General features: G+C 65.7%; 13 protein-coding genes. 5 read left to right on the forward strand and 8 right to left on the reverse strand.

The window, feature by feature from the left end; genetic code table 11:
• Nucleotides 1-7: 7 nt before the first annotated feature.
• Nucleotides 8-1,546 (forward strand): alpha/beta hydrolase, encoded by a 1,539-nt coding sequence (locus ACR9Y6_RS07770; protein ID WP_481280781.1) that lies wholly within the window; start codon nucleotides 8-10, stop codon nucleotides 1,544-1,546.
• Nucleotides 1,547-1,577: 31 nt separating this feature from the next.
• On the opposite strand, the gene ACR9Y6_RS07775 is transcribed toward ACR9Y6_RS07770, so the two are convergent.
• Complete coding sequence (locus ACR9Y6_RS07775; RefSeq protein WP_481280782.1) at nucleotides 1,578-3,173, reverse strand: Na+/H+ antiporter; 1,596 nt, start codon at nucleotides 3,171-3,173, stop codon at nucleotides 1,578-1,580.
• 164 nt (nucleotides 3,174-3,337) lie between these two features.
• Between ACR9Y6_RS07775 and ACR9Y6_RS07780 the strand changes: the two genes are divergently transcribed.
• Complete coding sequence (locus ACR9Y6_RS07780) at nucleotides 3,338-5,323, forward strand: CocE/NonD family hydrolase (protein ID WP_481280783.1); 1,986 nt, start codon at nucleotides 3,338-3,340, stop codon at nucleotides 5,321-5,323.
• A 6-nt stretch (nucleotides 5,324-5,329) separates the two neighbouring features.
• On the opposite strand, the gene ACR9Y6_RS07785 is transcribed toward ACR9Y6_RS07780, so the two are convergent.
• Genes ACR9Y6_RS07785 through ACR9Y6_RS07795 form a run of 3 tightly spaced genes read right to left on the reverse strand, consistent with a single transcriptional unit; the run spans nucleotide 5,330 to nucleotide 7,678 of the window.
• Nucleotides 5,330-5,659, reverse strand: a complete 330-nt coding sequence (locus tag ACR9Y6_RS07785) for a hypothetical protein (RefSeq protein WP_481280784.1) — start codon at nucleotides 5,657-5,659, stop codon at nucleotides 5,330-5,332.
• 14 nt (nucleotides 5,660-5,673) lie between these two features.
• Nucleotides 5,674-6,441, reverse strand: coding sequence for a LytR/AlgR family response regulator transcription factor (locus ACR9Y6_RS07790; protein ID WP_481280785.1), 768 nt, complete (start codon nucleotides 6,439-6,441; stop codon nucleotides 5,674-5,676).
• Nucleotides 6,434-7,678 carry a sensor histidine kinase gene (locus tag ACR9Y6_RS07795; RefSeq protein ID WP_481280786.1) on the reverse strand — a complete coding sequence of 415 codons (1,245 nt, stop codon included), beginning with the start codon at nucleotides 7,676-7,678 and terminating at the stop codon, nucleotides 6,434-6,436. The genes ACR9Y6_RS07790 and ACR9Y6_RS07795 overlap by 8 nt, the downstream gene beginning before the upstream one ends.
• Before the next feature lie 199 nt (nucleotides 7,679-7,877).
• Here ACR9Y6_RS07795 and ACR9Y6_RS07800 point away from each other — a divergent pair, with 199 nt between their 5' ends.
• Nucleotides 7,878-8,219 (forward strand): hypothetical protein, encoded by a 342-nt coding sequence (locus tag ACR9Y6_RS07800; protein ID WP_481280787.1) that lies wholly within the window; start codon nucleotides 7,878-7,880, stop codon nucleotides 8,217-8,219.
• A 29-nt stretch (nucleotides 8,220-8,248) separates the two neighbouring features.
• Here the strand turns inward: ACR9Y6_RS07800 and ACR9Y6_RS07805 are convergent, their stop codons facing one another.
• The 3 genes from ACR9Y6_RS07805 to ACR9Y6_RS07815 form a co-directional block, all read right to left on the reverse strand.
• Entirely contained in the window at nucleotides 8,249-9,208 is a 960-nt protein-coding gene (locus tag ACR9Y6_RS07805; protein WP_481280788.1) for an LD-carboxypeptidase, read from the reverse strand.
• A 74-nt stretch (nucleotides 9,209-9,282) separates the two neighbouring features.
• Complete coding sequence (locus tag ACR9Y6_RS07810; protein WP_481280789.1) at nucleotides 9,283-13,086, reverse strand: YadA-like family protein; 3,804 nt, start codon at nucleotides 13,084-13,086, stop codon at nucleotides 9,283-9,285.
• A gap of 153 nt (nucleotides 13,087-13,239) precedes the next feature.
• Complete coding sequence (locus tag ACR9Y6_RS07815; RefSeq protein ID WP_481280790.1) at nucleotides 13,240-14,283, reverse strand: helix-turn-helix domain-containing protein; 1,044 nt, start codon at nucleotides 14,281-14,283, stop codon at nucleotides 13,240-13,242.
• 347 nt (nucleotides 14,284-14,630) lie between these two features.
• Between ACR9Y6_RS07815 and ACR9Y6_RS07820 the strand changes: the two genes are divergently transcribed.
• Nucleotides 14,631-16,373, forward strand: coding sequence for a M28 family metallopeptidase (locus ACR9Y6_RS07820; RefSeq protein ID WP_481280791.1), 1,743 nt, complete (start codon nucleotides 14,631-14,633; stop codon nucleotides 16,371-16,373).
• Between the two features lie 443 nt (nucleotides 16,374-16,816).
• Here the strand turns inward: ACR9Y6_RS07820 and ACR9Y6_RS07825 are convergent, their stop codons facing one another.
• Nucleotides 16,817-18,247: a porin gene (locus ACR9Y6_RS07825; protein WP_481280792.1), complete on the reverse strand. Its 1,431-nt coding sequence runs from the start codon at nucleotides 18,245-18,247 to the stop codon at nucleotides 16,817-16,819.
• Nucleotides 18,248-18,540: 293 nt separating this feature from the next.
• Here ACR9Y6_RS07825 and ACR9Y6_RS07830 point away from each other — a divergent pair, with 293 nt between their 5' ends.
• Nucleotides 18,541-20,811, forward strand: coding sequence for a TonB-dependent receptor (locus tag ACR9Y6_RS07830; protein WP_481280793.1), 2,271 nt, complete (start codon nucleotides 18,541-18,543; stop codon nucleotides 20,809-20,811).
• Nucleotides 20,812-20,909 lie beyond the last annotated feature (98 nt).

Consider the following 20,909-nt stretch of genomic DNA (forward strand, 5'->3'; position numbering starts at 1 on the left):
CCGATATATGCGTTCGTTCGGCAAAGCGTACGTCCCCCGTTCCGTCCTGGCGCTCTTCCTCTTCCTGCCCTTGTGCGCATCCGCGCAGCACAAGGCGGGTGACATCATCGTCGAGCGGCACACGATACATGACGAGAAGGGCCAGTCCCGGGACTACGAAATCGGCACGCTTTACGTGCCGGAGAACAGGCACAAGCCGGACAGCCGGCTCATCGGTGTCGGCTTCGCCAGGATCAAGGGACCGGCGTCGACGCGTCCGGGCACGCCTCCTGTCTTCTGGCTTCCTGGCGGACCGGGACTGACCGTGCTCGGTGCATTTACCGATACGGACGCATCGTCGAAATCCCGGCTGCGCTCATGGCTCGCCTTCGGCCAGGTCGGCGACCTCGTCGTCATCGAACAGCGTGGCTATACCACCCGCGGCGACATGCTGACCATTGCCTCGAAACCCCTGCCCGACGATCGCCCCGGCTCCGTGCGCGACGACGTGGCCGCCATGCGGGAAGATGCCAAGGCCGCCATCGCGGCCTATCCGGACAAGGATCTCTCCGGCTACGACATCGGCGAGTTCGCCAGCGATATCGACGACCTCCGTCGTGCGCTCGGCTATCAAAAGATCAGCCTCTTCGGCGGCAGCTTCGGTTCGCAATGGGCGCTGGCGGTCATGCGGCTGCATCCGGGCATCGTCAGCCGCGCCGTGATCGCCAGCGTGGAACCCTTGAACAATGGTTATGACATGCCTTCGCATGTCTATGCCTCGCTGCAACGCATCGCCTACGATGCCGATCGCGCGCCATCGCTGGCACCCTACCTTCCGCAGGGTGGCCTCATGGCGGCCGTGAAGGCGCTTCACGAGCGCTTCGCCGCGGCCCCCGTCACGGTCACGTTCAAGGAGGACAATGGCGCGACGCGGCGCATCGTGCTTGGCGAGGGCGATCTCCAGCAGGCCCTCCTGTCGCACACGCAGGAAAGCGCGGAATGGCCGGCCTTCATCCTTTCGCTGTATCACCGGCATTACGAGGCATGGGCGCGCGAGGTCGCCGGCGAGCGCAAACCGGACCCAAGGATCCTGATAGGACCGCTGGCGGATAGCAGCCTCGGCGTCAGCGCCGAGCGCGAGCACCTCCTGCGCACCGATCCCGCGCTGGACATGTTGGGAACGTGGAATTTCGAGGGAAATATCGCTTCGGCCGCCGACTGGCCGACTGCGGACATGGGCGACGGGGTACGCAAACCCATCGTGTCCGACATACCCGTGGTTTTCATCCACGGCGACTGGGACACCTCGACGCCGGTCGAGAATACCCTGGGCCTGCTTCCCTATTTCCCGAAGGGCCATGCCATCCTGGTCCACCGGGGATCGCACGACGGCGCGTTCTATCAACTGCGGAACGAACCGGCGGCGAAGCAAGCCGTGTATGGGTTCCTCGCCACCGGGGAAACATCGGGACTGCCCGTCGAGGTCACGCTTCCGGTTCCGGACTTCGAGGTACCTTCCTTCGCGCCGCCGACACCGGCCTCGGCGCCGCCGGCGCGGTCTTCCTGAGCGTAGCCGTCCGCCTTCGTGTCCGGAACGATCAGGTCGGGCTCTGCCGGTCGTTCTCGGCCTCGATCTGCTGCAGGTCGAGGTCGCGTTCCATGTAGTGCAGCAATTCGTCGTGGATCTGGCCGGAGCGATGCAGGCGCAGGAGTTCGGTGCGACCCGCAGCGATGGCCGCCAGCACCACGTCGTAATGCGCGGCGCGGCCTCCTTCGTTCGCATGCGGGGCCTTGCTGTAGCGTTCGGCGACCGTCACGCGATAGGTGTACTGCTCCAGCAGGCGGGGATGGATCAAGCGCCCTTCGTCATCGTAGGCACGCGCCTTCACCGCCGCGAGTTGGGCGGAATCGATGAATACGGAAGCCTGTGCTTCCGTCAGGTGCGCGCTTTCCGCCTTCTCGCCGGCATCGAGCCGAAGCCAGCGGATGACCGGCGCGATCGTCCCACCCTGCACCACCACCGTGACCAGGATCACGGCGAAGGCCGCCGCGATGGTCAGGTCGCGCCCAGGCACGGCTTCGGGCAGCGACAAGGCGATCGCCAGCGTCACCACGCCACGCATGCCCGCCCAACTGAGCAGGAACGAGGCCTTCGCCGACGCCGGCACGGGCTTGCGTCCCACCATGCGCGCCAGCGGAACGCGCAGGTACTCGGTGACGTAGATCCAGAGAAAGCGCGACAGGATGACCGCGGCGAGCACGGCGAGGATGGGCATGCCCAAGGTCGACAACGCCTCGCCGACGCCGCCCATGCGCGCGACGACACCACGCAGCGAGAATCCGATCAGGATGAAGACCAGCGCCTCGAGCAGGAAGATCATCACTTCCCAGAAGGCGAAGCTGTTGACCCGCACGCGCGCCGAGAAGACGTCGTGCTGGTACCACCCGAAGATGATGCCGCAGCTGACCACCGACATCACGCCGGACACATGCAAGGATTCGCCACCGATGTACGCGGCCCAGGGTGACAGGCAGGCGGCCGTGATGGCGAGGAAGAGGTGGTCGATCCGGCGCAGCACGAAGATCAGGGCGAAACCCAGTGCCACGCCCACGACGATGCCGCCCAGCGCCAGCGCGGCAAAACTGAGCACCGCTTCATGCGTGCTGAAAGCGCCGGTGAGCGCGGCCGCCGTGGCGAAGCGGAACAGCACGAGGCCCGTCGCATCGTTGAGCAGGCTCTCCCCTTCGAGAAGAACCATCAGCCTGCGCGGCAGGCGTACCTTGCCCAGCACCGCCTTCGCCGCCACGGCGTCGGGTGGCGACACCACGGCACCGAGCGCGAAGCATGCCGCCCACGGCAAGGAAGGCAGCATCCAGTGAACGGTGACGCCCACCGCGAACGTGGTGAATACCACGGCGCCTATCGCCAGCCAGAGGATGCCGCCGAGGTATCTGCGGAACTCCGACCACACCGTATAGAAGGCGCCGTCCATGAGCAGCGGAGGCAGGAAGATCGTCAGCACCAGCTCCGGATCGAAGCTCACCTCCGGGATACCGGGCAGGAAGGCGATGCCGATGCCACCGGCCAGCAAGGCCGCCGCGGAAGGCAGGCGCAGGCGGCGCGCGATCAACTCCAGCACGAGGATCGCGACGAGAAGGATCAGTACGAACTTGAATGTTTCGGTCGAGGCCATGCGCCCTCCAGGCATATCGGAGGCAATCTTATCCGTATCGCCTGGCCCGCCGATTGGACCGGTTGTACGCCTACCCCTGCCGGAAGTCATGCATTTACCTGCCGGGGACATTTTGCCAGACTCGATGAACCGTCCCTGAAAAACAGGCCTGCCTGATGCGACCGATGCGCCCTGCCCTCCACCACGTCAGGACCGCGTTGTCGGTCGGCGTGGCTTCCGTTTGCCTCGCCCTCGTGGCAGGCCCCGTCGCCGCGCAGCAGACCGTGCTGACCCCCGAGCAGAAGGCGACCATCGCCAAGCGCAACGACATCGAGCGGCAACTCGAAGCCATCGCCGTGGTCGACCGCAAGGTGATGGTGAAGATGCGCGACGGCAAGCGCATGGCGGCCGACGTGTACCGGCCCAAGGATGCCTCGGGCAAGGTGCCCACCATCTTCGTGCGCACGCCGTACAACTTCAATTTCTGGGACGTGAAGCTCGGTGCGCCGCGTGACATGAGCCGGCAGCTCGCGGCGGTGAAGCGTGGCTATGCCTATGTCGACATGAACGAGCGCGGCCACTATTTCTCCGAGGGCAACTACGAAATCCTCGGTGCGCCGCTCAGCGACGGCGTCGACGCCATTCGCTGGATGACCTCCCAGCCCTGGTCGAACGGCAAGGTGGGCACCACCGGATGCTCGTCCACCGCCGAGTGGCAGATGGCCGTCGTCGCGCAGAACGAGCCGGGTCTCGCCACGTTCAACGTACAGGGCTTCGGTGCCGGCGTGGGTCGCGTCGGCCCCTATTACGAGCAGGGCAACTGGTACCGCGGTGGCGCCGTGCAGATGCTCTTCATCGATTGGCTCTACAAGGAACAGAACCAGGTGCGGCCGATGTTCCCGGCCAACCTGTCGCAGGCCGACCTCATCCGTGCCTCGAAGATGTTCGACCTCGATTCGCAGCCGCCGGAACCCGATTGGGACAAGGCGTTCTGGGTGCTGCCCGAGAAGGACATCATGAAGTCCGTCGACGGCCCCAAGGGCATCTTCGCCGACGCGATGGACGTACCGACGGGCGGCAACATGATCGCGCGCACGCCCAACAGCCCCGCCTGGCACAAGGGCGGCCTGTGGCACGACGACATGAAGATCGACAAGCCCGGCCTGTGGTTCATGAGCTGGTTCGACGTTTCCGTTTCGCCCAACCTCGCCGCCTACAACCACGTGCGCGCCACGGCGTCCAAGGAGGTCGCGGACCAGCAGTACGCGATCATCGCGCCGGTGCTGCACTGCGCCTATACGCGTGCGACCGAGCACACCGTCATCGGCGACCTCGACGTGGGCGACGCGCGCTTCGATTATGAAGGCCTGGTCTTCGGCTGGTTCGACAAGTTCCTCAAGGGCGTGGACAGCTCCATCGTCGACAAGCAGCCCAAGGTCATGTACTACGTGATGGGCGAGAACAAGTGGCGCGATTCGCCGACGTGGCCTCCCGCGGGCGCCACCACGCGCGAGCTCTTCCTCACCAGCGGCGGCAAGGCCAACACGCTGTATGGCGACGGCAAGCTGGTGGACGCGGCGGGCGGCACGGACCATCCCGACCAGTTCCTCTACGACCCGGCCAATCCGGTCACCACGCTCGGTGGCGGCGGGTGCTGCCAGGGCACGGCGGTGAAGTTCGGCTCGTTCGACCAGAACCCGCAGCTCGCCCGCAACGACATCCTCGTCTATGATTCGGAGCCCTTCAAGGAAGGCACCGAGGTGAGCGGACCGATCACGGTCACGCTGTACGTGTCGTCGGATGCGAAGGACACCGACTTCACCTTCAAGGTGATGGACGTCTATCCCGACGGACGCGCCTTCAACCTCACCGAGAACATCCAGCGCATGCGTTACCGCGAGGGATACGACAAGTCGCCGGTGTGGATGAAGGACGGCGAGGTCTACAAGGTGACCTTCCAGCCGATCGACACGAGCAACTTCTTCTTCGCCGGCCATAAGCTCCGGGTAGCCGTGTCGAGCAGCAACTTCCCGCGCTTCGACCGCAACCTCAACACGGGCGGCAACAACTACGACGAGGCCAAGGGCGTGATCGCGCACAACGCCGTGCACCACGACGCCGCCCATCCGTCGAAGATCACCTTCACGGTGGTGCCGCGAAGCAACCCGTAACCCGGATCAGGCCGGCTTGCACCCGGCGGAGACTTTCTCCGCCGTGGTCGTCACGCACAGTGTGAAGCCCGCGGGCAGCCGGTCGACCAGTCGTTCCTCCGATACCGCCAGCGAGAAGGCCTTCACTTCGGCCGCACCATCGAACACGGTGTAGTAGCAGCGCCCCGCGCTGCTCGCCTGGCAGGCGAAGCGTGCGCGGCCCATGCGCACTTCCGTGCGGCTGTCCAGGGTGACCACGCCGTTCTCCTGGGATGTGGCCACGATCGTGCGGTTCTGCGCGTCGGTGCAGCCGGCGAGGTTCATGAAGCAATAGACGATGGCAAGAAACAGGCGCATGGAAGTCTCCTTCGTCACATGGCGCGGAAGATGGCCATGAACGGCTGGCTCACGCTCAGGGTTTCGGGGCGGCCGCGTAGCCGCAGGCAACCCTTGCCGGTGTCCTCGCGTTCCACCGAGGCGACCTGGCGCAGGTTGACGATCGTCGAACGGTGGATCTGCCGGAAGATCTTCGGGTCGAGTTGACGGAGCAGGTCCCGGATGGGCCTCGTCAGCAGGGCGTCGCCATCGGCGGTCGCCACCAACGTGTATTTGTTGTCCGCGCGGAAATAGATCACGTCCTCGACGAGGATCAGGCGTGTCGCGCGTCCCGTGCTGGCGGTGAGCCATGTCAGCGGCTCGTCGGGCGGACGGTCGAAATGCGCGCCGATATCGCGCGCGATCCGCGCCGTCCGCTCCACATGCCGCGCCGCGTCGGCGAGACGGCCGCGCAAGCGGGCAACCGTCTGCGCGAGCCGGTCCGATGTGACCGGCTTGAGCAGGTAGTCCACAGCACCTCGTTCGAAGGCGTCGACGGCGTACTGGTCGTACGCGGTGATGAAGACGACCAGGGTGTCCGGGCTCGCCTCGGCAGCCGCGGCGGCCACTTCCATGCCGGTGAGCCCGGGCATGCGGATGTCGAGGAAGGCCACCTCGGGCCGGTGCGACGCGATGGCTTCCAAGGCGGTGCCGCCATCCTCCGCGACTTCCAGCACATCCAGTTCGGGCCAGGCGATGGCGAGCTCGCGCTGCAAGGCGGCGGCGAGCAGCTTCTCGTCTTCGGCGACGATGCACCTAGGCATGTTCGACCACTCCCGTCACCGGCAACGTGATGGTCGCGGCGACACCATGGGGAAAATTGTTGCCGATCGAGAACGCCGCGGCGCTGCCGTACATGAGGCGAAGGCGCTCGCGCAGGTTCTTCAGTCCGATGCCCGTGCCCGCACCGTCGCTACGGAAACCCATGCCGTCGTCGGCGACAGTGAGGGACAGGCCCGAGCCATCCACGCCAGCGCGGATCCAGATGCCACCACCGCCCGGTTTCGGTTCGAGCCCATGCTTGATCGCATTCTCGACCAGGGTCTGCAACATCATCGACGGCATGGGCACTTTCAACGCATCCGCTGGCACGTCCGCATGCACGGCCAGGCGGTCGCCCATGCGCAGGCGCATGATCTCCAGCCACGCGGTGGAACGCTCCAGTTCCTCCCCCAGGGTGGAGAGCGAACCATCCGTGCGCGGCAGCGAGCGGCGCAGGTAATCGATGAGGTGGCCGAGCATCCGATCGGCGCGCGCGGGGTCGGTACGAACCAGCTCCTGCGCACTGGCCAGGGTGTTGTAGAGGAAGTGCGGTTCCACCTGCGCCTGCAGGAGACCGAGTTGCGCGGCGGTCAACTCCTTTTCCATCGCGGTCTGGCGTACGTCGGCACGCTCGCGGTTGCGGCGTTCGGACAGGCGCTGCGTGATGGCCCGTACCAGCGTTTCCACGTACTCCAGCGACGCACCGCCATCGGGATTGAACCAGTCGGTCCATGCGCCGCTGTCCGGCTCGCAGACGAACATCACGCTGCTCGATCCGTCCGTCGGCGTGATCGTGGCGGATATCTTCGTGTGGCGGTCGAGCGATGCCTGCCACTGTGGCCGGGCACGGCGGCGTGGTTGCTCGTTGGCCAGCTGGCGGATGATCGCGCGCAACTGGAGCCCGCCGCGTGTTCCGCTCACATCGTGCACGTTCGGCAGTTCCCGGATCACCTCGTCGACGATGGCGAAGGCCTCGTCGGCGGGATAAGGCACTTCCACGCGGCGACGCTGCCGGTTGGACACGGTCTCCGCATCGACGCGGCCCGCGATCACCCGGACACGGTAAAGATGGGTGACGCCGCGAGACAGCGCCACGAGCAGGCCGACGAACCACGCCAGCGTGAATATCCACGGAAATTCGCCGCGATTCCAGCCGGTTCCGGACCACACGACCATTAGCACGCATAGCGCCGCCACCCACGCCACGACGATGCGTCCAAGGAACTTCAGGCTTGCCATCACATGTACTCCCACCCTGCATTGGCGTGGAGCATACGACGCGGTTCGCCCTGCCCGGCGCCGATTCCGACGAAACGCCGCATGCGCCGACGAAACGCCCTCCTTGCGCGGCGCAGCATGACCTGGGCCGCCCGATGGGCCATTCTCGGGAAACGGCTTTCGCGGTGGGGACCGCAAGCCACGACAAAGGGGTTACTGCATGGCCTTGTTGCTCGTCGTTTTCGCTGTCGTCGTACTTGCGATCTTCCTCGGCATCCGTACCTTGCCGAAGCATCATCCCGCCAACTGGCTGCTGGGCATCGTCGGTGGAGCCTGCCTGGTTCTTGCCTGGTATGCGATCTTCCGTCCCATGTTGCTGGCCTCGGGCGGTGGCGATCCGTCGCTGGTCACGCTTGGCCTTACCGCCGCCGGCATCGTGTCGTGCGTGCTGGGCCTGGTCTGCCTCGGAGTCTGCGTGTGGCGCGACCCTGCCCGCTTCTGGATGCTGTCCATCGTCTTCATCGGCGTGATCGGCGCGACCCAGTTCACCGCCCTCGGCTGACGATCTACGGAACCACGGATGAAGGCCGCTCAGGCCGAAGCGGTCGACCCGTCGAGGGACGCTCCGGCATGGCGGTAGTCGAACACCGCCAACGTCGCGGCACCCGCGACGACTTCCAATGATGCGTGGCCGCCGAACGGGAGCGTCCACTTGTCCGGACCGTGTCCGAAGGAAAGGCCGCGCAACATCGGCAAGCCACAGGCACGAGAGAAACGCTCCAGCGCATGGTCGATGTCGTAGCCGTTGTCGTACTCGCTGATGCGCTGGCCACCGAGCCCGCCGATGAGGATCGCGCGCTGGCGGTCGAGTACTCCCGCCAGCTTCAGTTCGTACAGCATGCGTTCGACCCGGTAGGCCTGCTCGCCGGTTTCCTCCACGTAGAGAATGCCGCCGTCGATCCTGGGCAGGTAAGGCGTGCCGATCAGGCTGCACAGTGCGGAGAGGTTGCCACCCCAGAGCGTGCCTTCGACGAGCATGTCGTGCTGCTCATCGCCACAGGCCCAGCTCATTTCCGTTCGCGGCGACAGCACCGTATGCCAGAAATGCCGCCAGGTGTTTTCGCGCAGGTAACCCTGGCCGAAGTCGCGCACGAGCATGGGCCCGTGCAACGTACCGATCGCACTGCGGGCATAGAGCGCGCACTGGAGCACGGTGAAGTCCCCGTGCCCCACCAACACGCAGGATTCGTCGAGGAAACGGGCGGCAAGGCCGTCATAGTCCAGCCGCTCCAGCAAGGCGATCGCGCCATAGCCACCGCAGATGGCCATGACGAGATCGGGCAATGGCCGGTCGGTTCTCGCCAGCTGGTTGATGTCCGCGGCGCGCTCGGCGTCACCGCCGGCGAACCGCAGCATCACGCGATCGGCCACCTCGCCGCCATGGACGGTATGTCCGGCGGCTTGCAGCCGTTCAATGCCCCGAGCGCAAGCGGCACGGTCATCCGCATATCCGGAGGGGGCAATGAGCCGTATATCGAGTCGTGTCGGCATGTCTGGCAGTGAATGATTCGGCCTAGCAATACCTCGACCGCCCCGAGAAGGCAATCGAAAGGTGCCGGACGACCTCACCATTCCATGCCGGCGCCCACGCTGAAACCCGCATCGCCACGCGAATTCGCCGACCCACTGAGCTTGTAGACCCACCCTCCCCCGTCCGTGACCGTGGAAATACCGACGGCGATGCCCGACTCGCCACGGAAGGTGCCCCCCGCCACCGCGGCCATGTTGCGTCCCGGCGTCGTGGCTTGTGGAAGCCCCGCCATGGCCATCGCCGAGGCGACGCCCGCGCTGGCCCGGTTGTTCGTACGCTGGATATCGCGGTCGATCGCGCCCACCCGTTCATCGGTGTAGCGGCGCGACCAGTCGGCTACCTGGTCCAGCTGGCCCACGTTGGCCGCATCCGTCGCCGCGGTGCCGGGTGCCACGTTGTGCACGACGGTTGGCGCACCGGGCGAGCCAAGGGTGACATTTCCCCGGTCGACGCTGCCGTCCGGGCGGGTGTCGTAGCCCACGCTGCCTTCGCGCACGGCATTCACCTGCGCCACGTTGGCCGCATCCGTGCCGACGGTACCCGCCGCGACATTCGTTATCTGGCGCGTCGCGCCCGCCGCGCCCACCGACACGGTATTCGCGCGATCGGCCACCGAACCCGCGCCGATCGCCACCGAATTGCCCGCCGTGGCCTGGGCGCCGTTGCCGAGCGTCGCGCTATCGGTTCCGCTGGCGGTCGACCCGGCGCCCACGGCGATGGTGTTGCCGCCACTGGCCGAAGCCGCCGGCAAGTTGTTGGAGTTGTTCACGCTCAGGCCGATGCTGCCGCCGTTCGTACCCCCTCCCTGCAAGGCCTGGATGCGCGTGTACAAAGCGAGATTGCTGTAGACGTTCGAGGCGTTCTGGGTCCAGTCCCACAACTGCCCGCCGTTGATAGCCTGGGCGCTGCCTTGCGCGACGCTGCCCGCCGCCAGGTTGCCGATCACCGTGGCGGCGCCGCCCGCGTTGAGCGTGACACTCGTGTGGGAGACATCGTCATACTGCACGGCGGATGCGCCGATGCTGCCGGCGAAGTCGGCCACCGCACGCAACTGGCGAACATTCACGGCATCGGTATCGGCGCTGCCGCCGGCCACGTTCGCGATCTGCCGCTCCGCTCCCGCACTGCCCACCGACACCACGCCCTGCACGGGCACCGCGACGCCGCTGAATGCCTCGTTGCCGCCGCCCGTGCGATCGGCCACCGAGTCGCTGCCGATGGCGACGCCACCTTGGACGGAAGCCGATGCCCGCGCACCCAGCGCCACCGCACCGGTGCCACTGGCATTGGCCTGGGCGCCCGCCGCCATGGCGTCGTCGCCGGAGGCTTGCGCCGCGCCACCCAAGGCGATGCTCTCGTTGCCTGTCGCGTCGGCGGCCACGGCGACGGATTGGACGTCCAGATAGGGCGAGAGCCCTGCCGCGATGGCATTCACCCGGCTGTTCAAGGCGAAGACCGAGTCGTCGAGGGACGTGAACGCATCGCCGGCATTGGCGAACGAGGCCGACGAGACGTTGCCGCCTGCGTCCACCGGGCGCAACGCATACGCGGGCGCGGTGAAGATCGCGGTGACGGGGTCGAAAGCCGCACCGCCGCCCAGATAACCCGCCAGGGCCTGGGTGATCGATCCGAGCTGGGCGCCGTTGACGGCATCCGAACTCGTCGGGGCGAGGCTGCCGGCGGCGAGATTGTGCACGGCGACGGCTGTGCCGGAGCCGTCACCGACCAGCGTGAGCGAGTTGAGTGGGTTCCCCGCGCCATCATTGTCGTAGAGCACCGACAGGCGGCTGAGATCGGTGAGGCCGGTGGATACCGCGCGCAGCTGCGCCACGTTCGCCACATCGGTATCCAGGGTGCCTGCCGCCACGCCTGTGACCTTGCGACCGCCGAGATTCACCTCACCCGTCGAGCTTTGCGGCGCGGTCAGCCCAAAAGCCGTGTAACCGGCTTCGGCACCGACGCTGGTGGCCGATCCATTGCCGATGGCTATGCTGTCGGCATGCGACGCGGTCGCGCCGTTGCCGATCGCGATCGCGTTGTTCGACGACGCGGTGGTGGCACCGCCGATGGCGATGGCCTCCGTGCCGGTCGCCGAAGGCAACACGCCCGTGGAATTGATCGCGACGTAATCCACGCCATTGGTATAGAACGTGTTGAGCCGGAGATTGAGGTTGCCGATGGAGGTGCCGAGATCGGTGAAGGTGCTGGTCACGTCGGCGTGCGTACCGACGCTCACCGCTCCCGCCGCATCGACGTGCGTGACGTTGAACGTCGGCGCGGTGAACACGCCGGTGGGACCGGCGGCCGTGGTACCACCCAGGAAGGTCGCCACCGCCTGGTTGGTCGTATTGAGCTGTGTGCCGTTGACGGCATCCAGGCTGCCGGCGGCGAGCGATCCGGCCGCGAGGTTGTGCACGCCCACCGCGCCCGTGCCCGCGCCGACCAGGGTCACCGAGTTCGTCGGCAAGCCACCGCCGTCGGGGTCGTAGGTCACCGCGAGCGGATCGAGCGCGGAGACTTGCGAGATCGCACCCTGGAGCTGCAACACGTTCACGGCGTCGTAGCTGTCGGTGCCCGCGGCAACATGGGTGAGCTGGCGTTCGTTGCCCGCGCTGCCGATGGACACGGCGCCGACGGATGTCTGTGGCGCGGCAAGCCCGAATGCGATGTATCCGGTGGCCGCGGCGCGATCGGCGATCGACGCGTTGCCGAGGGCGACACTGTTCACCTGCGACGACGTGGCGTTCGCGCCGACGATCGTCTGCGCATTGGCAGTGCCCGAGGCGCTGTCGCCGATCACGACGGAGTTGCCCTTGCGTGCGGCGAAATCGTTGGTCGGCACGCCGGTCGGATCGTTCGGGTCGTTGCGGCCGGAGCCGGGAAACACCGTATCGGCGTCTTCCGCGGGAAGCGTATGGCTCGCACCGCGGCCGATGACCACTTCCTGCGATCCGTTGGCCGTCGCCTTGTCGCCGACGATCACCTGGTTGTCCTGGGCGGGATTCACGGCCCAGCAACGAACCAGCGGAATACCCAGCAGGCTTGCGCAGTCGGACGACCAGGCAGGCGCGCCGTTCGGCAGCAGGATGCCGCCGCCACCGGCGAAGAATCCATCAGTGCCCCGGTTGACGTTGGTGATATAGCTTGCCGACGTGACGCCGCCAAGCAAGGTCAGATGCTGGTTCTGCCCCATGAGGGTGCCGTTGATCGCCGTGGAGACGGGCGTCAGGTTGACCAGGCTGAGGCTACCGATGCCGATCGTCTGGAACGTGCCGGTGACGTTGACGGCGGCGAGGTTCAGCGCGCCGCTGCTCAGGTATTGCGCATTGGGATTGAGCAAGGAGGTGAGCGTGGGCGACAGCGCGCCACCGACGTTACCGACCAGGCCGCCGGTTCCCAGGATCAGGCCGGCAGGGTTGGGTTCGGCCGGCAACGGGTAGCGGGGATCCCCCGGTGCGATCGCCATGGGCGACACGATCGGGCCCGTGGTGGCATATGGGGTCGAGGTAAACGCCGCGCGCATCGATGGCGAGGTCGCGAGGATGCCTTGCATCGCGACCGTGGCCGCGTTGTCGTCCTCGTCCTCCTCCGTGGTCTCGGCCGTCGTATCGGATGGCGCCGTGGACGCCGCGCTCGACGTGGGCGTAACGGTGGGTGCGGTGCTTGCGACGGGTGCGGGTGGCGGACTCGACGAGCCGTCCACTTGCGCCTCTTGCGCCAGGGCGTCAGCCGCGAAGAAAGAGGTCATCAACATCATCGCCGCCTGCGCCGCCACGCGCCGGTAAAGGAGCGCGCACCACACGGCGCGCCCCGGCAGATCGAGGATCCGAAGATTCATTGTTCTTTCCCCTAACGATGGGTCGACCGCGTCGTGCGCGGACGGCTCGATTAGAGGATCGACCGGGGTGCGGAGTTGATCAATTGCGGCAACGGCGTAGTCGGATGCGGCAACGCGCTAATCGGAAACGGCACCTCCCTGTGCCGCGATGCATTACCAGCCGTCGTATTCCTCGACCGCGGAGAGGTCCTCCGTCGGCGAGCTGCGAGTGAGCGTTTCACGTGGTTGTTCACCGAACACGCTGCGGTACTTTTCCGCGAAACGCGACAGGTCCCACATGCCGCAACTGAGCGCGACCGATTTCACCGAACGGCGGCCGGCTTCCGCCGTCACCAGGCTGCGATGCGCCGTGCACAGGCGAAGCATCGCCAGGTAACGGTTGGGCGGAATGCCCAGCAGGTCGTCGAAGGCATAACGCAACCCGCGCTCGCTCGCACCGGCCGCCTGGCAAAGCTCCTGTGAATAGATGTCGCGACGCAGGTTCGCCCGCATGAAGCGTTCGGCCCGCCGCACCACCTGGTAATGCGCGCGCCTGCCGCGCGATGCCACGGGCCGCTCCTCGGGCGACGAGGCCAGGGCGACGCGGATATGCTCGTCCAGCAGGTCCTCGATCGGACCCATGACCGGATCCCCCGCCTCTTTCACCTGGCTCGCGATCTGCCGGTACGCGCGCTTGAGATGACCGGAGTGCACCGAGAAGAGGCGCAGGCGCTGTGCGGCCATGTCGACATCGGCGTGGTCCGAGGCGAGGAAACGCGAGCGAAAGCGCGCGTACGGGGCCACCACCATGGTGAAGCGCGTGCCGCGTTCGAACATGAAGTCGGTGGGGGTCCCTCGCAACAAGGTGACCGCCATGTCCGACTCCACGCTGATGCCCTGGCACCAGCTGCGCTCGCCGGCCTCATGCAGGTAGACGAGCATGCAAGCGTCTTCGGGAACCGTCAGCGAGCCGCGAACGTCGAAGTCGATATGCGCCGTGAGATAGGTCACGCCATCTTGCATCTTCGACGCGATGTATGCGCGAGGTCGCGCAGGGCTCAATGTCAACAAGTCCACTTCGCAAAGACCCAGCGAAGCGCCCAGTGTCACCAGATCGTAGTCTTCCAGACCAAGCACATCGGAAGGACGGCTCATGCGATAACCTCCCTGCGGATTGACCTCGTTGTCCTCGTCTGCATCGACGGGAACGGACTCCATTGCGGATACCGTTTCCCGGCAACGCCCCTGTCGTTGCCCGTACTTTTCCGGACATACCCCATGACACACATCTCCCACCCCCTGCGTCATACCGCAGGCACTGGACCCGCGGTCTTGCTCCATGCGCCGAAGCACTCCCTTCCGAATGAAATCATCGGCGCTGCCTATAACTAACGGTGTATGGGAGCAAATGCCAGTACTTTGTGAATTTGCCGATTCGGCATATCGACCTTACAAACCCCTGGAAGACTTGGCAGAACTAGTGCTTGGGACAGGATGGGCAGCCAGGGCTCCGCTGCGGCTACACTCGGTGCCGTGTTTCCAGCCCATAAGGGAAAGCCCCGACGATGCGACGCCTCGTTCTCGCCTGCCTGACCGTCCTCACCCTGGCCGCCTGCCAGTCCCACGATGAAGACAAGACCGCCCAGGCGCCCGCGCCCGCCCCGGCCGGCCCTTCCACCGCGCCACCGCCGCCGTTGCCCGCCGTGGCCAACGAGCATCACGAGTTCAGTCCCGAGATCACCGGCGGCGATTTCTCTGCACATTTGCGCGTCATTTCCTCGGACGAGTACGAAGGGCGCAAACCCGGCACGCTGGGCGAGCGGCTTACTACGAACTATCTCATCGAGCAGTTCAAGCGGATGGGCCTGGAGCCGGGCAACAAGGGCGACTGGATACAGAGCGTTCCCGCGGTCTCCACCACGTTGAATGGCCAGGATTCACTCACTCTAAACGTGGCCGAAGGCGGCGGTAACGAAGGCTTCGCCTTCGGCAAGGACATGGTCGCGGGCACGCTTCAGGCGAAGGCCGATGTCGACCTGAAGGATTCCGACATCGTCTTCGTCGGATACGGCGTGGACGCACCCGAAGCGCAGTGGAACGACTTCGACGGCATCGATGTGAAGGGCAAGACGCTGGTGATCCTGGTCAACGATCCGGGCTGGGACGGCAAGGACCCGAGCCTGTTCAAGGGTCGTGAAATGACCTACTACGGCCGCTGGACCTACAAGTACGAGGAAGCCGCCCGTCAAGGCGCCGCCGCAGCCTTCATCGTGCACCAGACCGAACCGGCCGCCTATGGTTGGAACGTGGTGCAAAGCGGCTGGACCATGCCCCGGCTGGACCTCCCCGAGAGCGAAGATCCGGCGCCGCGCCTGCCCGTCGCGGGCTGGCTTACGCATGAGGCGGCCCAGCGCTTGTTCGCCAAGGCCGGCAAGAACTTCGACGAACTCGCGAAACAGGCGGACATGCGCGGCTTCAAGGCCGTGCCGCTGGACGCGAAGTCCTCGATCCACCTGCAAAGCACCATCGCCCATTCGCTCAGCAACAACGTCATCGGCATGGTCAAGGGTAGTGAGAAGCCCGACGAGGCGATCGTCTACAGCGCGCACTGGGACCACCTCGGCCGCGACCCCGCGCTCAATGGCCACCAGATCTACAACGGCGCGATCGACAATGGGACCGGCATCGCCGCGCTGCTCGAGATCGCCGGCAAGTTCGCCCAGGACAAGCCGAAGCGCACGGTGGTCTTCGCCGCGGTGACGATGGAGGAGTCCGGGTTGCTCGGCTCGAAATACTACGTGGCGCATCCGCCCTTCCCGTTGGCGAAGACCGTCGCGGACATCAACATGGACGCCCTGCCGATCACCGGCCCGACCCGGGACATGGAAGTGGTGGGGCTAGGCCAGGGCGACCTGGAAGATACCTTCGCGGAGGTTCTCAAGGCCGACGGCCGCGTCGTCAGCGGCGACGCGTCGCCCGAAAAAGGTCACTACTTCCGTTCCGATCACTTCAATTTCGCCAAGGCCGGCGTGCCCGCGCTTTCCGCTGGTGGCGGCATCGACATGGTGAACGGTGGAAAGGCCGCCGGCGAGGCGGCCGAGGCCGACTACGTGAAGAACCACTACCACCAGCCCACCGACGTCTACGACATGCGCTGGAATTTCGATGGCGTGACGCAGAACGTGAAGGCGTTCTACGCCCTCGGCGAAAAACTGGCCAACAGCGACATGTGGCCAGCCTGGAAGGACGGCAGCGAGTTCAAGGCGATACGCGAGAAGTCGCTGGCAGCCGGCTCCAAGAAGAAGTGATCCGCGGGCCGCTCCCTCTGGGAGCGGCCCGATCGTAGGAAGCCACTCGACGGTGGGATGCCGTCCAAGGGCGGGAAGCCACTCATGGTGGGAAGCCGCCTTGGCGGCGATGGGTGCTCGCCCCAACCCTGCCCGCTGCCGCGGGATCGCCGCTGAAGCGGCTCCCACCAGGTTTTCGTTGCAGCCGCCTCCATGGCGGCAACCACTTCTTAGGGAAGCCGGCTTTGGATGGAAGCCGACCTTGTGTGGGAGCGGCTTTGTGTGGGAGCGGCTTTGTGTGGGAGCGGCTTTGTGTGGAAGCCGGCTTTGTGTGGGAACAGGCTTTGTGTGGGAACAGGCTTTGTGTGGGAGCCGACTTGTCGGCGATTCCTGCGGAGCGAAGCCCTCCTGAAGCCAGAGCATCGCCGACAGGGCCGGCTCCCACCAGGCTTGCCTTTCTGCTGTCAGTAATTGACCTGCAGCTGTACCCGCAACAACTGCCCGTCGATCTTGCGATACGGCGCGGCACTGACATCGGTGCGGCGCATGTTCGCGTAGGCCACCGCCAGCTCGATCGCGTTCGACGGCTGCCACTCGACGCCGGCTTCGAGTTCGTCGACTTCCATCCGCGGTGCGTTCGTGTCGAACTTGGCCGCGCCGCGATAGGTCTGCCATTTCGCATACGGCATCAGTGAACCGAAGCCGCCGTCGAACTTGTACATCACCTGCGCATAGCCGCCACGCAGCGACTTCGTCCGCACCATGCGCCGGGCGATGTCGAGTTCCGGCCCCTTGCCCACGGTCCATTCGGCCTGGAACCCAAACGGCTGCGGGTAATACACGACATGCGCGGCCACGCGGCGATCCGTCGATCCCGCTTCCGGCGCATCCACGCCGGGCGTGAACGTGCGGCCATCGATCGTCGCGGAGCCCGTGCTCACCTTGTAGCGGCCGGAGTACGCATCCGCGCCGACCTCGAGATACTGCCCGTTGGCGAACTTGAACGGATACGAGAAGTGGACGACGGAATGCAGCTGGTCGTTGCGATCCGGGCGGTTCGCGCCCTGCCCGTTGTAGACGCCGAAACCGATCACGCCATAGTCGCCCGAACCCTTGAGGCCCGACTTCTGCAGATAGGCGAAGCGCTCCTTCGCCACCGTCGGCGACCAGTAGGCGAACACGCCGAGGTCGCGCTCGTCGCGCACGCCGGAATTCAGCGCGTCGGCACGGTCGAGGGCGAGACGGTTCTGGCTCGATTGCAGATCCTCCCAACCGTACGGAACCTTGGATTGACCCGCGCGAATGCGCCAGGTCTTGTCCTTGGTGAGCCAGAGGTCGGCGTACGCGTCACGCAGCTGGGCGAAGTGGGTGGTGCTCGAGCCCGACGGGGTACTGGCGAGGTCGGGCTGGATGTAGATCGACATGTTGTCGGTGACATCGCCGCTGATGACGACGCGCGCACGGCGGATGCCGAAACCTTGTTCGCGGCCGATGAAGCGATCGCCCGGCGACTTGAGGTCCTTGGCGTCCTCGCCGAGTTCCTGGTTGTAACGCATCTGCACGTAACCGCGGATGCCGATCTTCTCGTACCAGGCCTTGGCCGACGACGATGCGGGTTTGGCCGTGGCGATGGCGGGAGACGAGGAAGCCGTGGTGCCGGCCGCGCCGGAGGCTGCCGGGGTGGCCGTTCCCGTCGTCGCCACGCTCGCCGCCGGGGCCGCCTCGTCGCTCGCCTGCACGAACCGGCCCAGGCGCTGACGGCCCGGGCCCGGCTCCGCGAATATCTGCCGCGTGTTCGTATCGACGTACAACTCGACGGCAGCCTGGGGGGCGCCCTCGGCGGCCGCGGTACCGCACATCGTCCAGAAGGCGGCGGCCAGGGGAAGTCTCTTCATCGCGCTCATGCTCCGAATGGATTGAGAAAAACCTCAAACGTCGCCGATAACGTGCCTAAAAGTGGCAAACAGCGTTATCCGCGTCGATCCGGCGCACGTTAACGTCCGCGCATTTCACTTACGTGACACACGCCACGCCATGTGGCAGCGGGCCGTTACCGCAGCGCAACACTTTCGTCATGACGGTGACACAGGGATAATTCGGGCCAGACGCGCCCTCGCCAGGGGACGACGGCCCGGCCGTCGTCGGCGAGGCACTCTCACCCAGTCCCATTCCAGGCGGAAACCACAACATGTCTCTCGCAAGCTCGCGCCGCATGCCGCGACGTCTCGTCATCGCCTTGTCCATCGCCACGGCGCTCACCGCCGGCGCGGCCATCGCCCAGGACGTCTCGTCCAACACGCAGCCGTCCAGCGCTCCGACCCGTACGGCCACCCTGCAGACCATCAACGTGACCGCGGAAAAGCGTACGGAAGACCTGCAAAAGGTGCCCATCTCCATGACCGTGGTGACGGCCGAGAAGCTCGAGTCCTTCGGCCAGGCGGGTGACGGCGTGCTGCAACTGGCTTCCCGCGCACCCAGCGTGTACGCCGAGACGTCCTATGGCCGCGAGTTTCCGCGCTTCTACATCCGCGGCCTCGGCAACAGCGATTTCGATCTCAACGCGTCGCAGCCGGTGTCGATGGTCTACGACGACGTCGTCCAGGAAAACCCCATCCTCAAGGGCTTCCCCCTGTTCGACCTCGAGCAGGTCGAAGTGCTGCGCGGTCCGCAGGGCACCCTGTTCGGCCGTAACTCCCCGGCCGGCGTGATCAAGTTCGAATCGCGCAAGCCCACGCAGGAAACCGAAGGCTACGCGCGCGTTTCCTATGGCTCGTACGGTACCGCCAATGCGGAAGCCGCGATCGGCGGCAAGATCAGTTCGAGCTGGTCGGGCCGCGTCTCCGCCCTCGCCCAGCACCGCGATGGCTGGATCGACAACGACTACACGGGCAAGAAGGACGACCTGGGTGGCTACAACGATCGCGCCATCCGCCTGCAGGCGCTCTATAAGGCCACGGAAGACTTCAACGCGTTGATCAACGTGCACGGCCGCTGGCTCGACGGCAGCGCGATGGTCAACCGTGCCAACTCGATCACCCTGGGTGGCGACCAGTTCGTCCCCGGCTTCGACCGCGATTCCGTCTCGCAGGACGGTCGCAACAAGCAGCACCTGTTCACCTGGGGCAGCAACCTGCACCTGAACTGGCACTTCGGCGACCTCAACTTCGCCTCGATCACGGGCCTGGAACGCGCGACCACGTACAGCCTCGGCGACGTCGACGGCGGCTATGACGCATCGGGCACGCCGGCGAAGGCCAGCTTCACCAACCGCGTCACGCCGTTCTACTCCGAGACCGCCGATGCGCTGCCGAAGGACCGCCAGATCACCCAGGAATTCCGCCTTTCCAACGACAGCGCCGAGCGCCTGAAGTGGCAGGTGGGCACGTACTACTTCGACGAAGACATCGCGATCACCAACTTCTCGTACGACACCCTGAACAACCATGTCCTCAATGGCTGGGTGGACCAGAGCCAGCGCACGAAGGCCTGGGCCGTGTTCGGTTCGGCCGATTTCCAGTTCACCGACGAATTCGACGTGCGTGCCGGTGCGCGCTGGTCGCACGACAAGCGTGACTTCAAGGCCGAACGCTTTCTCGGCTTCACCGGCCCGGTGGGCCCGCTCACCTCGGATCCGACCGACGCCCGCTGGAGCGGCGACCTGACCGGCACCTGGCAGTTGTCGAAGAACGCGAACGTCTATGCGCGCATCGCCAATGGCTTCCGCGCACCGAGCGTGCAGGGCCGCATCAACTTCGCCAACAGCATCTCCACGGCGAAGCCGGAGACGATCACCTCGTACGAGATCGGCTTCAAGTCGACCACCGACGACAACAAGCTGCGTTTCAACGCCGACGTCTACAAGTACAACATGCACAACCAGCAGCTCACCGCCGTGGGTGGTGCGACCAACGTCACGCAGTTGATCAACGCGAAGAAGACCGAGGGCTACGGCGCCGAGTTCGACCTCGAGGCCTACCTGACGCCGCAGTTCTACATGACCGCCGGCGGCAGCTACAACCATACGGAGCTGAAGGATCGCAACCTCGCGGTGGCACCGTGCGGCGGCGGCTGCACCGTGCTCGACCCGCTCAACGCCACCGGCAATGCGTTGATCGACGGCAACGTGCTGCCCAACGCACCGAAGTGGATCGGCACCTGGACCGCACGCTATGGCATCCCCTATGGCGAGAGTGGCGAGTTCTTCGTGTACACCGACTGGAACTACCGCAGCGAAGTGAACTTCTTCCTGTACGACTCGCAGGAGTTCCGCAGCAAGCCGTTCCTCGAAGGCGGCATCCGCATCGGCTACAACTGGGAATTCGGCAAGCGCGAGATCGCCCTGTACGGCCGCAACATCACCAACAAGAAGGTGATCACCGGCGGCATCGACTTCAACAACCGCACCGCGTTCGTCAACGATCCGCGCGTGGTGGGCGTGGAGTTCCGCGCGGAGCTGTAAGCGGGCTCGCGGTAGATGGGTAGGTGGCGGCCGGCTCCTTCGGGGGCCGGCCGCTTTCGTTTCCGGCCGCGCTGCGGACTAAACCTTTGATACCGCCT

The sequence above is a fragment of the Luteibacter sp. TLI7-4A genome (genome assembly GCF_056754745.1).

Bases quoted from the DNA above. Each gene is read 5' to 3' on its own strand.
- ACR9Y6_RS07810 (WP_481280789.1), bottom strand. From the start codon at position 13,086: ATGAATCTTCGGATCCTCGATCTGCCGGGGCGCGCCGTGTGGTGCGCG.
- ACR9Y6_RS07785 (WP_481280784.1), bottom strand. From the start codon at position 5,659: ATGCGCCTGTTTCTTGCCATCGTCTATTGCTTCATGAACCTCGCCGGC.
- ACR9Y6_RS07780 (WP_481280783.1), top strand. From the start codon at position 3,338: ATGCGCCCTGCCCTCCACCACGTCAGGACCGCGTTGTCGGTCGGCGTG.
- ACR9Y6_RS07795 (WP_481280786.1), bottom strand. From the start codon at position 7,678: ATGGCAAGCCTGAAGTTCCTTGGACGCATCGTCGTGGCGTGGGTGGCG.
- ACR9Y6_RS07770 (WP_481280781.1), top strand. From the start codon at position 8: ATGCGTTCGTTCGGCAAAGCGTACGTCCCCCGTTCCGTCCTGGCGCTC.
- ACR9Y6_RS07830 (WP_481280793.1), top strand. From the start codon at position 18,541: ATGTCTCTCGCAAGCTCGCGCCGCATGCCGCGACGTCTCGTCATCGCC.
- ACR9Y6_RS07775 (WP_481280782.1), bottom strand. From the start codon at position 3,173: ATGGCCTCGACCGAAACATTCAAGTTCGTACTGATCCTTCTCGTCGCG.
- ACR9Y6_RS07825 (WP_481280792.1), bottom strand. From the start codon at position 18,247: ATGAAGAGACTTCCCCTGGCCGCCGCCTTCTGGACGATGTGCGGTACC.
- ACR9Y6_RS07805 (WP_481280788.1), bottom strand. From the start codon at position 9,208: ATGCCGACACGACTCGATATACGGCTCATTGCCCCCTCCGGATATGCG.
- ACR9Y6_RS07815 (WP_481280790.1), bottom strand. From the start codon at position 14,283: ATGGAGTCCGTTCCCGTCGATGCAGACGAGGACAACGAGGTCAATCCG.
- ACR9Y6_RS07800 (WP_481280787.1), top strand. From the start codon at position 7,878: ATGGCCTTGTTGCTCGTCGTTTTCGCTGTCGTCGTACTTGCGATCTTC.
- ACR9Y6_RS07820 (WP_481280791.1), top strand. From the start codon at position 14,631: ATGCGACGCCTCGTTCTCGCCTGCCTGACCGTCCTCACCCTGGCCGCC.
- ACR9Y6_RS07790 (WP_481280785.1), bottom strand. From the start codon at position 6,441: ATGCCTAGGTGCATCGTCGCCGAAGACGAGAAGCTGCTCGCCGCCGCC.